Raw genomic sequence first — 14,651 nt, 5'->3', positions numbered from 1 at the left:
GTAGGATTTACTATTTTTACGCGAATACTTTTTATAGAAATTAAAATAGTTTATGCCAAATACTTCACAACAATATGATGCTGTCGTAGAACAATGTAGGAATTTGTTCGTTAAAAAAATGAGTGATTACGGTTCTGCATGGAGAATTCTTCGATTACCTTCTCTAACCGATCAAATTTTTATCAAAGCACAACGCATACGTCAGTTGCAAGAAAATTCGGTTCGAAAAGTAGATGAAGGAGAACGATCTGAGTTTATTGGGATTATCAATTACTCCATTATGGCATTAGTTCAATTAGAGTTGGGTATTGTTGAGAATCCAGATTTATCTACTGAAGAAGCTACAGAATTGTACGACAAGCATATTGGAATTACAAAAAAATTGATGGAGGATAAAAACCACGATTATGGAGAAGCTTGGCGAGATATGCGAATTAGTTCATTAACAGATCTGATTTTACAAAAACTATTACGTGTTAAACAAATAGAAGACAACGAAGGAAAAACATTAGTATCTGAAGGTATAGATGCTAATTACCAAGATATGATTAACTACGCCATCTTTGCGATGATACATATGGGTTGATATTTATTTGTTGAAATTTTGATTCGTAAGTAGTAAAAAGAGAAAAGAGAAAGTTTTTATAGAAGATTTTCATTTTTCTGTGTTAAAAAAGTAGAGTCAATATATAACTAATTGAAAGCCAAACATAATTATGCTAAAAAGAGTTTTTTTTATCGGTTGTCTTTTCTTTGTTTTTAGTTGTGATAAAAAGGAACTGACTGCTTATGATAAGATGAAATCTGATAAGTTATTATCTGAATCATTTACAGACAATCAACTAAAAGATTTAGTAACTATTGTTGAGTTTTTTGAAAATGAAATTTGTGATAAATTCAATCAAGGTAATAAAGAAAACCTTAAAAGTTGTTATGATAAATTCAATATACAAGATACAATCTCCTTTAATAAAGGAGAGTACTTGAAGTTTATTGATATTGAATCACAAAGAGAAATGTATAAAAAGATAGATAGCTCTACTTTATATGAAATATGGCAAAAAGGAAGATGTTATCCTGATACTCTTAAAATTCCAGTAAATATAGATATCAAAGCGTGGGGGAGTAGGTACTATCGATTTTTAGAAAAAGTTGCAAAGAAAGATACGTTGTTTAAAGAGTATGCTCTTGGTTTGACATACGCTAATGGAGTTAGTATAAGTTCTACTGCTTCTTTAACAATGAATTACAATTTATACAATACAAGTGATATAAAAGTACGATTGTTGTATGCAATAAATTATCTTAGTGTTAATGAAAATTTAGATTTTAGAATAAAGAAACCATGTTTATAAAACTCTTAGTCCATTTGTCCAGAATATTTGTCGGAGCAATGTTTGTGTTTTCCGGATTTGTAAAATTGGTAGACCCTATAGGATCACAATACAAGTTTGAAGAATACTTTGGAGAGAGTGTGTTGAATTTAGAATTCTTAATTCCTTATGCACTGCCATTCTCAATTGTTTTGATTATTGCCGAGATTATGCTAGGAGTGATGTTGTTGCTAGGCTATAAATCTAAAATTACCGTTTGGAGTTTACTTGGGTTAACAACCATCTTCTTATTTTTAACTTGGTATTCAGCCTACTACAATAAAGTAACAGATTGTGGATGTTTTGGAGATGCCATTAAACTAACACCTTGGGAAACCTTTTGGAAGAATGTATTACTAATTGCGTTAATCATTTTACTATTATTTAGAGTAAAAGACATTAAAGAAATTCTTTCTAAAAAAGTAACATTAGCAATCACTTTACTTTCCTTAATTAGTTTTTCTTATATCACTTATCATGTGTTAAATCATTTGCCAATTATAGATTTTAGAGCCTATGCAGTTGGTAAAAATATTCCCGAAGGTATGGAATATCCTGAGGATCCAAATGAAATGCCTGCAGTAAAGGATTTCTTCTTAGAGGATACACAAAACGACCTTACCTCCGAAATATTAGCAATGAACAAAGTACTCTTGGTTATTGTATATGATATTGAAAAATCTGATAAAGAAGCATTTGCTCAAATCAAAAAGGTAGCAGACCAAGCCATAAAAAAAGGATATAATGTTTATGGGGTCTCTGCATCTTTCGAAGACGATTTGATACTTATGCAAAACAAATACGACCTTCCATTTAATTTCTTGTTTTGTGATTCTACTACACTCAAGACAATGATTAGAGCCAACCCAGGAATAATGACTTTAAGCAAAGGAACTGTAACTGGAAAATGGAACTGGAAAGACGCAGATGATATTGAGTTATAAAGGTTGATTGCTAAAAATTAGTAACTTAGAGGCCAACAATCAAAACTTTTTAATTATGAAAATCCTTAAAAGAGTATTATTGATACTATTTGTTTTAATAGTAGCGCTTATTGCATATGTTGCTTTTCAACCTTCAGATTACGACGTGTCACGCTCTAGAGTAATCAAAGCACCAGCAGCTGAATTGTATAACACTGTAAATGAACTTAAATCTTGGGAAGATTGGGGTCCATGGTACAGAGTAGATACTACCATTACTGTAACCTACGGAGATGTTACCTCTGGAGTTGGAGCAAATAATAGTTGGGTAAGTAAAGACGGACCTGGTAAGATGAAAACAGTAGCTGTAGATCCTAATAAATCCATAGATATGGAAATGCAATTTGCGGATTATGACCCTACTGGAGTTTATTGGTCTTTTGAAGAAGTAGACGAAGGAACAAAAGTTACTTGGGGAATGAAAGGAGAAAATATGCCCTTTTTATTTAAGATAGGGTCTGCAATGATGGGTGGTTGGGACGCAATGTTTGGTCCTGATCAAGAAAAAGGTTTAGAAAACTTAGAAGAATTAGTTACCAAAAGAATAGCAGAGGAAAATAGCTTTAGACTTGAAGAACCTCAATCTATAGATTTAGAGAGTAAAAAGTTTATTGGTTTTTTTCATAAAACAACCACAGATTTAAGTCACGAAGATATGACTAAGCTTTTCATGGAAAGTTTGCCTAAAGTAGGAATGTATGCTGCTCAAAACGGATTACAGTTAGGAGATTATGTTCCAGGTTCTGTATATACAAAATGGGATGAAGAAACTAAAGAAGCTGAATTTTACATTGGTTTGTTACTAAATAAAAATCTGAAGCCAGGCAAAGGAATGAAATCAGTGAAAATGCCAAAAGGAAAAGGAGTAATGATTACCAAATATGGTAAATATGGAATTGGAGATATGGAAGCACATGGAAAAATAGATCAATATCTAAAAGCAAATTCATTAGAGCCTACTGGACTTGTATGGGAGTTGTATATGAACGATCCTATATCTGTTAAACCACAAGATATTCAAACAGATATTTACTATTCATTAAAATAACATAAAAACATATCAAAAGAAAACCTCATAGCGAAAGCTATGAGGTTTTCTTATATTCGCACAAATGAAACAAGTATTACTCGTTTTTATAGGTGGAGGTTTTGGAAGTGTTTTTCGCTATTTATTAGGAAGATATCTAAACAATCCTGAAAGCGGAATTCCATTCGGAACATTTGCTGCCAATATTATTGGAAGTTTGCTCATTGGTATTATTTTAGGCTTGGCTGCTAAGAATGAAGCCTTAACACAAAATCAAACATTATTGTTGGCAACGGGCTTTTGTGGTGGTTTTACTACCTTCTCTACCTTTGCTTATGAAAACCATGTTTTTTTAAAGAATGGTGATTTTATGAACTTTGCCTTCTATACTATTGCAAGTTTTATCGTTGCTTTTTTAGCGGTTTTTGCAGGAATCTATTTAGCAAGAGTTTTTGCGTAATTATTTCTTCTTAAAATCTTTCACACCTGCTTTGATAGCCACATCTAAATGATTTTTTCTTGGTGTTAACGGACAAGAATATCGATCGTTGTAGGCACAATAAGGGTTATAAGTATTGTTGAAGTTTATGATTATAGTATCATCATCTTGAATCTGATGTTCATAAATATCCATATATCTACCACCGCCATAAGAACCATCACCACTAGTATCATCTGTAAAAGGCAAAAACAAATAACCTTTGTATTTAGGGTCGTCGTATTCTTCTTTGCTTTTGTATACAGTAAGCGATAACTCTTTTCCTTGTATCGTGAAGCTTAAAATTCCAAATTCTCTATAATAAGGTTTTCTGTCTGTTGTAGTTGCCATAGGAATAAAAGAGGTATTAGGCGTTCTTTTTATTTTGGCCGTCACTACATATGCTGAATCTACAGGATAGAAATCTAATCCTTTAAATTTCTTTAAATCTTTCTTTTTTAAAGGAGATCTAGAAGCATCTTTGTACTGTGCATTCAATTCTCTTTGATAATCGGTTTCTCCAGCAATAGGTCTTTTGTCTTGAGAATTACAAGCAAAGATGGAGAATAAGACAAGGAATGTTAAAAGTTTTTTCATGAATCTATTTTTCTAATTTTTTAAAAGTACTATTTGAAGAATTTGCTTCATCGTATAATATTTTAATTTGATCATTCACATTGAGTGGTTTCTCAAAATATTTTTTGTAGTCTTTTTTTTCAATAGTCTTAACCGTTGTAACTACTTTCCCATTTTTATCAGAAAATTGAAAGGTAAGAATATAGTTTTCTATATATCGTCCTTCCATTTCATTGGCTTTGTAATTGTTTACATCAATATTGGTAATTGTGGCAATAGTTTCAATTCCATTTTGTTCTAAATTCTTTTGATTGGTATTGTTCACATAATTTGAACCAATCAGTAATCCGATTAAGAGAATAAAGACAAGAAGAATGTAATGTCCTGTTTTTAATTTTTTCATAGTAGAGATATTTTCCTCTAAAATACGGAAAGAAAATTGTTTTCTGTTTTTTGTATTAAAATTTTATGTAGTTTTACCCCATCAATCAAAAAAGAATCATGAGGAATATCATTACATATACATGTAAGCAATGGGTACCAAACATCCATAGCCGGGCAGAGTATGTGTTTTGATGATATAGAAATAAGATCATTCAATCATAAAAGTCCGGCTATTTAGCCGGACTTTTTATTTTAATACAAACCTCAAATCAACAACCAGAACTATGAAAAAATTGTACTTTAATTATTTAGAAACCTTCAAAGGTCTTTCAACAGAAGTTTGGTGGCTGTCTTTGATTACGTTAATCAATAGAGCAGGTACTATGGTCATTCCTTTTATGTCATTATATCTGACCAAAAGTTTAGGATTTACAGTCCCAGATGTAGGATGGATTATGACTTGTTTTGGTGTAGGATCGGTCTTAGGTTCTTGGTTAGGAGGAAAATTAACAGATCGAATAGGCTATTACAAGGTAATGGCAGTTAGTTTGTTCTTAACAGGAATTCTTTTCGTAGCCTTACAATATGTTACAACGTTTGCGGGGTTCTGTATTGGAATATTCTTGGTGATGTTAGTAGCAGATACATTTAGGCCTGCGATGTTCGTGGCATTAAGTGCTTACAGTAAACCAGAAAATAAAACAAGATCTGTAACATTAATTAGGTTAGCAATTAACCTTGGCTTTACTGCTGGACCAGCGGTGGGAGGTCTTATCATTACTTCTATTGGATACCATGGACTGTTTTGGGTAGACGGAATTACTTGTTTATTGGCAGTATTGCTATTAATACAGGTGTTAAACCCTAAAAAAGCAAGAGTTTTTGACGAGGTAAAAGTGGAGAATCCTGTATCTGTATACAAAGACAAACCCTTCTGGATTTTCTTTATAGCCATGTTCATTTTCGGATTTATATTCTTACAATATTTCTCAACAATGCCTTTGTATTACAGGGATGTATATCACTTAACAGAATTAGAAATAGGACTCTTATTCGGGCTAAACGGATTTGTCATTTTCGCCTTAGAAATGCCATTGATTAAATGGTTAGAAACAGTAAACTATTCAAAACCTGCATTAATGTTGGTTGGTTTATTTCTGACGGTATTAAGTTTTCTAGTATTGATATGGAGTTTGCCTGTTGGAATATTAGTTGTAGGAATGCTGTTAATGACCATAGGTGAAATGATTGCATTTCCTTTTTCTAATGCATTTGTGATTGACAGAGCAAAGAAAGGAAACCAAGGAGAATACATGGCGTTTTATAGCATTGCATTTTCTGCTGCTCATATTTTTGGACACAATTCAGGAATGCAGATGGTAGACAAAATTGGATTTGATAATACCTGGAGTTTGATTACTGCTTTAGGTTTTATTGGAGTGCTGTGCTTGTGGATATTAATGAAAGTAATCAAAAAAGAAAAGAAAACAGTATGATCTTAAACCAAATAACCATCCCTTCGTTGGATGTAGAAAAAGGAACGCAGTTTTATCAAAAATTAGGCTTGCATCTCATTGTAGATGCAAGACCTAACTATGTGCGTTTTGAATTACCAGATGGTGATGCAACCTTCTCACTTCATAAAGTAGAAGAATTACCAAAAGGCGAAGGAATTTATGTGTATTTTCAAAATGAGAATCTAGATGAAGCTGTTAAGGAGCTGCAAGAAAAAGGAATTGAATTTGATCTCTTGCCAACAGACCAACCTTGGTTGTGGCGTGAAGCTCGATTAAAAGATCCGGATGGAAATCAATTGATTATCTATAGCGCAGGAGAGAATCGTAAAAACCCGCCTTGGCGAGTGAATTAGTATTCTTTTGGATGGAATGATCTTGGAATCTGAAATTTTCCTTTTTGAAAAGGAGTTTTATTCAAATTTAGTAACCTTGAAAGAAATAGGCTCAAATATAAAGTTACTTTCAAGCGTAGGATTATCTATAATATTTAATTTAGGACTACTTGATAAACAGTCAGAAACAAGATAAACTTTATAATTTACACCTAGTTTTTTAGCTGAATTAACCTCATTAATTGTCATGAGAAAGTTGTTGAATAACTTACCAGTAGTCGTTTTTACTTCTACATAATTCGGATTATTATTTTTATCAATAAAAGATATATCATAGCCTGGAGTTTCACCAACATTGGCATGCCAAACTAATGAATTTACACCACTGCTTTTTAAATACTCATAGACCAGTTGTTCTCCTAAATCTCCAACTTCTTTAGCATTTTTGCTATAAGGTAGTTTAGATTCATTCGAGACTACTAATTTAATATTGTTGGAATAGTATTTTAATAAATTTTCTTCTACAATAGAAAGTTTTGATTTAGCTGTATAGAGATTACTCTTTTTAAGCTCTATAGTCAAATCACTTGAGAGAGTTATTTCATCATAGGTTTCTCTTTCAATTTCTCTAACTCCATCTCTCCAATAATTTACTTTTTTAGAACTAGGTATTTTTTCATAGTATTCTCCTCCCTTTTTTTTAAATAAAAGCGCTTTTTTAAAAGGAATGTAATCTATGATTTCTGCAAAATAATTTTTCGAGTTTTTTTCATCTACTCTTATTTGACCTATTGTTGCTATCCCAAAATAATGAGGATTATCTGAAAGTCTATTTTTACTAAAAGATTTGTCTTTTATTCTTCCTTTGTAATAAATTACTTTAGTTCCAGTCTTTAAGATGTTTAAGTATTTTTTCGGGAAATGATATCTAGATCCTGTTTCATCTTTCCATTTAGAAACATCATTTTCGACTATTATTGAGTAATTATTCATCTGCTAATTGTTTACAAAACCCTAAACACCTTTGCCTCAATCCATCGAGTTTTCCAATTGGGCCAAACAAAATCAAATTCTTCTACGTCATTAGGATGTGCTTCACGAAATTTTGTCTTGGCTTCAGAGAGCGTCAATCCGTCTTTGAGATAGCTTAAGAATTCATATTGTTCTTTATGCAAATCATAAACAGCCAATTTAAAGTCATGACGTAAAACAACACAGTAGGTTTCTTGACCAAAAGGAAGGCTAGGTTCCTTTCCATTTTTAAAATCGGAATAAAACTTTCGTATAGGAAAATCAAATTGAAACAACTCACAAATAGGAACGAGTTGCAATTTTTCTTCAGAAGTAGTAGTCTCCACTAATGTATACTCTTCTTCTGCTTTTTGTTCAAAAATAACCCCCAAATCGTATTCAAATTGTGCTAGCTCAATCACAAAGTCAATCCAGTCTTCTTTTTGAGCTTCCTTTTTATCTGGACGATTTTCTTCTAAATACTCAGCAAAATGCTTTCCTAACAAAGCTAAATTATAATTGTAAGAAGGTCTAGAAGCCAAATAATCATCGGCAAAAGCGCAAAAAATCTCTTCACCCAAGGCATATTCCAAAGCACTAAATTGTGTTGCCATGCAGTTTCGTAAACGTGCGATATAACTACGTTGATAAATGGCTAAATGCTCTTTGGCTGTAAGTTTTTTAGAGTCGTGTACTACATCTTCCAAAGTATTCAAATTCTCAGGAAGTATATCTTCAGGATTCACGTTGGTTTGTTGAAAAGGATCCAACAACAATTGTTGCATCCATTCTTGAAAGGTAGGCAAAGGAATATGTACTTTCTCCATCAAGATATTTCTGTTTCTATTTCTAAAGGCATCACATTCAAAGGATTTGAGACTTGCTCTTGACCAACATGGAGTTTCTCGGAGACATTACTTGTATAATTTGGATTCATGTATTTCTTCGATTTCATCAGCTCAGCATGATATACTTCAAATGGAGGAATGTTTCCGTCCCATTCTAATAAAATAGCGGCTTCTGGAGCTAATTGATAAGTCATTTGAAAAAGTTCCCAAACTTGATTCGTCACTTCCCGATCGTGTGTATCTATGATATAGTTTCCCATATTCTGATGCCCAGCTAAATGCATTTGGACTATTTTGTCATGCGGAATCCCTTGAATATATTCTACAGGATCAAAGTCGTTGTTGAAAGAAGAAACATATACGTTGTTCACATCTAAGAGTAATCCGCAACCCGTTTCTTCAGTCATCAATCGTAAAAATTCCCATTCTGGAATGTCAGAATTTTTAAAGGATGCATAAGTGCTTGGATTCTCAACAATTAACGGTCGTTCTAAATAATCTTGTATCTGTTTGATACGATTGCATACATGCTGTAATGATTCTACATTAAGCGGTAAGGGAAGTAAATCATGTGAATTGGTTGTTAGCACACCTGTCCAACATAAATGATCACTTATCCATGCAGGTTGTACTTCATCTGCTAAAGTTTTTAAACTTTTGAGATACTTAAAATTTAAAGGATCTGTACTTCCAATAGACATAGATACCCCGTGCATAACCACAGGGTATCGTTCTGCTATTTGTTTTAATATATGTCTTGGACGACCATGAGAATCCATAAAGTTTTCTGAGATCACTTCAAACCAATCTACTGCTGGCGATTTAGAAAGAATATGATCAAAATGTTGATTTCTCAAGCCTAATCCTAGACCTAATGTTGGTAATCCAAGTCTTTTAGGCATTATTTGGCGGACAGGTTTTAAGAGTATCTGGCATTTTCTTTTCGCTTTCCTTTTCCATTTTGGCTACTCTTGCATCTGCAGCTTTTTTTCTTTCCGCTTTATCATTAATATATGAGCAAGATCTAGATCCGCTTTGTGCACAAGAAGAATAATCTTTACCTGTGGTACCACGTAATTTATTGACAAACTCTTCTGTAGGTCCGTAAGGCAGTGGTGCTTTTCCATAGGATTCACCATTGGCAGCTCTTCTTTGTTCAAAGCGAGCTCTTGCCAGCAACCAAACACTACGTCCCTTGTTAGGACCTTGAGCCATAAAGCGCGAGTTCAAAATAGGAACACCACAACTTCCTTGATAACGACAATCGTTTTCTCCTGGATGACAAAACTCTTCGGTTGTTCCAAAGATTCCACATCCACCTTGCCCTTTACAAGCATTTAATGTGTGGCAAGGATGTCCTACTGCTGTTGAGCAATCTCCCTGTCCGGCACAATCATTATTACCTGAATATCCAGCATTTTTGCATGAATTAAGCCCCATACATACGTGAAGCTCTCTTGTTACTAATTCTGATGACATATTTCTAGTTTTAGTTGATGTTAATGTTTATAAGGTGTTGTTGGTACATTTGGAACATTTTCAATAATGCTATGATCCATTCCTACATCTGGTAATGAAGGGAAGTAATTTTCTCCCCAATCCGCCCAGTAAGAATCTACTTGACTCAATTCATCTAAGATGGCTAATATTTGTTCTTTAGGCCTTAGGTAACTTTGTTCAAAGGAGTAAGGTTCAAAAGTTAATGCTCCTTTATAAGCTTGATTTCCTTTATTGTAAGAGTATGAATTGATATGGTTTCCAGTTTCACTCAATAACAAAATCATTGATTTGTGAATTCCAAACATGAATAAATCATACTGTGTATCTTCATCTTTGTAGTAACAAGTTTCAACCATCAGTAAAATGTAGGCGAATACAGCATTTCCTAATTTGTTAGCTAATGCTAAAGCTTGGTTTCCTGAAGCTTCATAATCTGCTTGTTTTGGATTTGAGTCTTGATCATATACAAAATAGCTGTAGAAATCATCCAACTCGTAATACTTCTTGAATTTCTTTTCATAATAGTCTCCAAGACTATACGCTTCTAAGAACTTTGCAAAATGAGCAGGTTCTTCTCCTTCATCTTCAAAATCTCCAGGCCAGAAAACAACTTCAGCACTATTGTCTTCATTTACGACAACTTCCATAGGAATAGGCATTTTATCTTTACCCCATTCTAAAATATGCTGTTTTTTGCCATTCTGATTTGTAGTACTTCCTTCACCTTGTTCTACGATAAGGTGTAATGCTTCAATAGCTGTTGGAGCATCATAGACTCCTACTAATTGACTGTTATCGTTTTCGTTTGCAAAATGTGGATTATGGTCACGATCATAATGGACAGTGTTCATCGAATTTTGTGAGTAGAAAGGTCTTGGTTTTCCTCCTTTTTCTGGAGGAAGTAATTGTGGGCGTTTGTTATAAGGACCAGGGAAATTATCTTCGATACATTTCATGATCTTTTGATACAACAAACCAATGGTCTTGTATTCAACTTTAGCAGCTCTTAGCAAATCTGCATGAGGGTCTGTAAATGGTTGTGGACTCTCAATTTGTAAGAATGTAGTAAGTTGTTTTAGTGATAATTTAGCAGCATTGATTGGGAACTCTGGCTCATGACCATCAAGCTGTGTTGGGAAGTCCAATACTTTTCCAATCGCCATAAGATCTGGTGCTACCTGACAAACGGCTTGTTTTACATTACAAGAAAGAGCTAAATGTAGCATTTCTTCAATCACAACGCTCATTACTAAAGCGGCTGCTTTGTTAGAGTAGACCAAAATATCTACTTTCAATTCTTGTGCTAATCTGTTTACTTCATCAGCACTTCTCTTTCCAGATTCAGAAAGTTGGGCATGAAGTTTCGCATAGAGTTTATCCTGATCTTGCGCTCTGTTGATCGAATAATAAGTAGACAAATATGTAGGGATGGTAGCAAGCTCTAAGGCAATAGCCTGTTGCATTACATCCTCAATATTGTCTGGCGTTACCTCCGTGGCAAACTTGAATAATTTTTTAGACGACATATAATAATAATTTATTAGAAGATTTAGTGTATTTAACCAGTAAGTTTTACTAGAAATTTTTCACTTTGAAAATTAGAAAAACTACGAGCAAATTCAACGAGTACAAATACCTGTTTTTGTCTCTAAAAAAAGGGAATGACTATTTTTTCTTAGAATAGATAATTAAGAAATAGATGATAAGAATGTTTCCGATTACTGAAGGTAAGTATTGACTATGAGGTTGGTATGCCTCAAAAACGGTACCGGCAAAAGCAGAGAATAGAGCACTAAAAGCACCAATCATTTTAACAATATGCTCTTTTAACCAAATCCTTTTGTACTTGGTTTTCGGTATAAGATATTTAAGAAAATCATATAAAATTAATATTGATAACCACCCTACAGTACTGTAAATTATAATAGGAGACCATATCATTCCAATGGATTGGAAGTAATACAAAAAGTAAAAACAAGAAGTAATAGTTAGTAAGGCTGCAATGAGGTCTATCCAATAAAACTGATTGGACTTGGTTTGCAAAACACGATACCCTGAAAAACCTTGATAGGCACTGAGCAGAGTAATTACAATGAGAAAACTGTTTCGTTCAAAGACAAAAATTCCAAGAATACCTGTCAAACACACTACCGCTAAGAACCACAGAAACCATCTCCCAGATTTTACATGTAGTTTACCTCCTTTAAGGGAAACAATTGCTACCACACCTAAAAGCAAACCTATGGTGCCACTTATGACGTGGGTAACAATATTGATATTGTGGAATGTATCCATTTTATTTACTCTCAATAAAGATTTTAAAATTCTCCAACCATTTTTGTACTTGCTTTTTAAAGAAAGAAGGAAAGAGAAAAGCCATGACTTTTACAATAGCTCCTTTGAATTTAGTATAATGTACTTCTGCATCATATCTTGTTTCTTCAGTACTTAAAGATGTGAAGGTACTTCTCATAGTATTTTCAGTATGGGTATGAAAATATTCAGCAAGAAATTCATCAGGTAAATTGTTTGTTAGAACAGTTTCTGTCAATTCCATTTTTCGTTTCCCATTCTGATAATATAATTTAGAAACAGCACCTTCTTTCCAAGCACTTCCAGAAATAAGTTCTTTTCGTTGAAAACCTTCTTGGTACTCTTTTAAATAATCGGGATTTACAAAGAAATCAACAACAAATTGTCGAGGTTTATTAATATGAACAGTACAAGTAAATTTCATAATCCTTTATTCAGTGGCTTTCTTTAAAGCATCTAAACCTCCAACAATAGGAATACTAAGTGTTGTTCCATCTAGATCAACAGTTAATTTTGTGCCTGGCTTAGGTAATAATGTAAATAGATCATCACTAGAGAAAATCATTAATCCAATTTGCTGCCCTTTTTTAATGATTTGATCGTCTGGTTGCAAGTCAAAAGTCATTTCATAAAACTTACCAGTCTTTAAAGGTTTACTCTTTGTTAAGGACTTGTAATTTTGAAGATCAGCCCATCCACGAGTAATGATATTGTCTGTAATCTTAGCTCTTTTCTGATTGTTCCATGGCAGAGAAACTAACCATACAGATAGATTTGCAGCAGGTTTACTACTTGCAATTTTTACCTTGATTTTAGCTACTCCAGAAATATGGATATCTTCTTTTAAAATAGGAGTGGTATACAACAATCTATGTTTCGATTCAGAAGCTTTTGCTAAAGCAGTTCCTGAAAAAGAATAATCGTCTACCAATGTCTCTTTAGTTTTGGTTTTGCTCTTTTTAGTAGTTAAACCACCAATCTTAGAACCACCTTTAGATAGATGAAAAGTCACATCCTTAGCTGCAGGATTCGGATAATCTTTATAAGCTGTTGGCTCAGTTCTTTTATCATTTTCACGAACAATCCAAGAACGCGCATCGTTTTCAACTCCATTTTCAACACCATGTAAATATCTTGTGAACCAACGATTTCTCATTTTCATAGGAGGTGGTCCACCATGACCATTTTGGTGGTAGTATATTTGAGTTGGAATACCCATTTCTTTTGCTTTCATTGCAATACGGTAACTATGTTCTGGCATTACATTCCAGTCGTTAAAGCCATGAGACATTAATAAAGCAGCCTTCATTGGTTTCATCTGGTTCAAATAATCTCTTCCAGCCCAAAAATCATTATAATCTCCCGTTTTTCTATCCATTCCGTTTTTCATTTCAGTGTCACGGATTGTAGCATTGTTGTAATCTCTTTTTCTTATAAATTCTTTAGAATTCTTGTTGTCTTTGATATAATTTTTATTTGGAATCGATTCCTCACCTCCACTATGAATAAAATCATACAAAACATCAATGTCTTCACCTAAATATCCACCAGGAGATCTTACCAAACCATTGGATCTATAGTAATGATAGTAAGAAGTATTTGGAGCAATCGGAATAATAGCTTCAAGACCTTCAACTCCAGTTGTAGCTGCTGCTAATGGAATAGTACCATTATATGAAGTTCCTGTCATTCCTACTTTTCCAGTCGACCAAAAAGCCTCCACAGTTTCATTTCCATAAGGACTGGTATATCCTTTAGCACGGCCACATAACCAATCTATTACTGCTTTTGGAGCTAAAGATTCATTCTTTCCTCCAACGGTAGGTGCCCCTTGAGACAATCCAGTTCCAGGAGAAGAAGAGTGTACTACGATATATCCTCTTGGAACCCAAGTTCTAATATGAGAGTTTGAAATAATAGGTCTTTTTCCTTTTCTTTTCACTTCTGGATGCACTCTTTCTTTAGCTTCTCCGCCAAGCTCGTGCTTCACATCCCAAAATAAACCTTTTACATTAGGAGCAACTCCAGCAAAATAAGGACTAGAAACATAGATTACGGGGAGTTTTAATCCTTCCGTTTTTGTTTGCTTTGGTCTTGTAACCGATACATGCATTCTATCTAATTTGTCATCTCCATCTGTATCAAAAGTAGTCTCTACCCATAAATCATGTCGAATCCAGTTGTTTGGATTATTAAACGCTTCTACAACTTGAGCTTCTCCATTTTTGAAAACTGGTTTTGCTTTTTCTTGGGCCGATATAGTTATTGCAAATGCAAAAGCAATAAGGCTGATAAATAGTTTCTTCATG

17 protein-coding genes are annotated in these 14,651 nt (G+C 33.6%); 7 read left to right on the top strand and 10 right to left on the bottom strand.

Annotated features, from left to right (window positions below; all coding sequences use genetic code 11):
• The first annotated feature begins 52 nt into the window (after positions 1-52).
• The 5 genes from AAON49_RS02435 to crcB all read left to right on the top strand — a co-directional run bounded on the left by AAON49_RS02435 (position 53) and on the right by crcB (position 3,843).
• Positions 53-586, top strand: coding sequence for a DUF1599 domain-containing protein (locus AAON49_RS02435; RefSeq protein ID WP_349552383.1), 534 nt, complete (start codon positions 53-55; stop codon positions 584-586).
• Positions 587-716: 130 nt separating this feature from the next.
• On the top strand, positions 717-1,355 hold the full coding sequence (locus tag AAON49_RS02430; RefSeq protein ID WP_349552381.1) for a hypothetical protein: 639 nt from the start codon (positions 717-719) through the stop codon (positions 1,353-1,355).
• Positions 1,346-2,317 carry a BT_3928 family protein gene (locus AAON49_RS02425; protein WP_349552379.1) on the top strand — a complete coding sequence of 324 codons (972 nt, stop codon included), beginning with the start codon at positions 1,346-1,348 and terminating at the stop codon, positions 2,315-2,317. The genes AAON49_RS02430 and AAON49_RS02425 overlap by 10 nt, the downstream gene beginning before the upstream one ends.
• 55 nt (positions 2,318-2,372) lie before the next feature.
• On the top strand, positions 2,373-3,404 hold the full coding sequence (locus AAON49_RS02420) for an SRPBCC family protein (protein ID WP_349552378.1): 1,032 nt from the start codon (positions 2,373-2,375) through the stop codon (positions 3,402-3,404).
• A gap of 64 nt (positions 3,405-3,468) precedes the next feature.
• A complete protein-coding gene (crcB, locus tag AAON49_RS02415) occupies positions 3,469-3,843 on the top strand; it encodes a fluoride efflux transporter CrcB (protein WP_349552377.1) in 375 nt (124 codons plus the stop codon).
• On the opposite strand, the gene AAON49_RS02410 is transcribed toward crcB, so the two are convergent.
• Together AAON49_RS02410 and AAON49_RS02405 are read right to left on the bottom strand one after the other, a co-directional pair.
• Positions 3,844-4,458, bottom strand: a complete 615-nt coding sequence (locus AAON49_RS02410; RefSeq protein WP_349552375.1) for a DUF1684 domain-containing protein — start codon at positions 4,456-4,458, stop codon at positions 3,844-3,846. It lies immediately after the preceding gene.
• 4 nt (positions 4,459-4,462) lie between these two features.
• Complete coding sequence (locus AAON49_RS02405; RefSeq protein WP_349552374.1) at positions 4,463-4,840, bottom strand: hypothetical protein; 378 nt, start codon at positions 4,838-4,840, stop codon at positions 4,463-4,465.
• Between the two features lie 265 nt (positions 4,841-5,105).
• Between AAON49_RS02405 and AAON49_RS02400 the strand changes: the two genes are divergently transcribed.
• Entirely contained in the window at positions 5,106-6,317 is a 1,212-nt protein-coding gene (locus AAON49_RS02400) for an MDR family MFS transporter (protein WP_349552373.1), read from the top strand.
• Positions 6,314-6,691: a VOC family protein gene (locus AAON49_RS02395; protein WP_349552372.1), complete on the top strand. Its 378-nt coding sequence runs from the start codon at positions 6,314-6,316 to the stop codon at positions 6,689-6,691. The genes AAON49_RS02400 and AAON49_RS02395 overlap by 4 nt, the downstream gene beginning before the upstream one ends.
• 57 nt (positions 6,692-6,748) lie before the next feature.
• Here AAON49_RS02395 and AAON49_RS02390 read toward each other — a convergent pair whose 3' ends face one another.
• From AAON49_RS02390 to AAON49_RS02355, 8 genes are all read right to left on the bottom strand, one after another.
• Positions 6,749-7,663 (bottom strand): protein NO VEIN domain-containing protein, encoded by a 915-nt coding sequence (locus AAON49_RS02390; protein ID WP_349552370.1) that lies wholly within the window; start codon positions 7,661-7,663, stop codon positions 6,749-6,751.
• Between the two features lie 11 nt (positions 7,664-7,674).
• Positions 7,675-8,508: an HvfC/BufC family peptide modification chaperone gene (locus tag AAON49_RS02385; RefSeq protein WP_349552369.1), complete on the bottom strand. Its 834-nt coding sequence runs from the start codon at positions 8,506-8,508 to the stop codon at positions 7,675-7,677.
• On the bottom strand, positions 8,508-9,431 hold the full coding sequence (bufB, locus tag AAON49_RS02380; protein ID WP_349552368.1) for an MNIO family bufferin maturase: 924 nt from the start codon (positions 9,429-9,431) through the stop codon (positions 8,508-8,510). Before bufB ends, AAON49_RS02385 begins: the two co-directional genes overlap by 1 nt.
• Complete coding sequence (locus tag AAON49_RS02375) at positions 9,424-10,008, bottom strand: hypothetical protein (protein ID WP_349552366.1); 585 nt, start codon at positions 10,006-10,008, stop codon at positions 9,424-9,426. Before AAON49_RS02375 ends, bufB begins: the two co-directional genes overlap by 8 nt.
• Before the next feature lie 20 nt (positions 10,009-10,028).
• Positions 10,029-11,555, bottom strand: coding sequence for a ferritin-like domain-containing protein (locus AAON49_RS02370; protein ID WP_349552364.1), 1,527 nt, complete (start codon positions 11,553-11,555; stop codon positions 10,029-10,031).
• A gap of 139 nt (positions 11,556-11,694) precedes the next feature.
• Positions 11,695-12,324, bottom strand: a complete 630-nt coding sequence (locus AAON49_RS02365; RefSeq protein WP_349552363.1) for a hypothetical protein — start codon at positions 12,322-12,324, stop codon at positions 11,695-11,697.
• 1 nt (position 12,325) lies between these two features.
• A complete protein-coding gene (locus AAON49_RS02360) occupies positions 12,326-12,766 on the bottom strand; it encodes a hypothetical protein (protein ID WP_349552361.1) in 441 nt (146 codons plus the stop codon).
• Between the two features lie 6 nt (positions 12,767-12,772).
• Entirely contained in the window at positions 12,773-14,650 is a 1,878-nt protein-coding gene (locus tag AAON49_RS02355) for a Xaa-Pro dipeptidyl-peptidase (protein ID WP_349552359.1), read from the bottom strand.
• Position 14,651: the final 1 nt, after the last annotated feature.

The sequence above is a fragment of the Pseudotenacibaculum sp. MALMAid0570 genome (assembly GCF_040151415.1).
In the GTDB taxonomy this organism is placed as follows: domain Bacteria; phylum Bacteroidota; class Bacteroidia; order Flavobacteriales; family Flavobacteriaceae; genus Polaribacter.
Note: the sequence above shows the minus strand (reverse complement) of the source record. Positions and strands in the feature narration are given on the sequence as shown.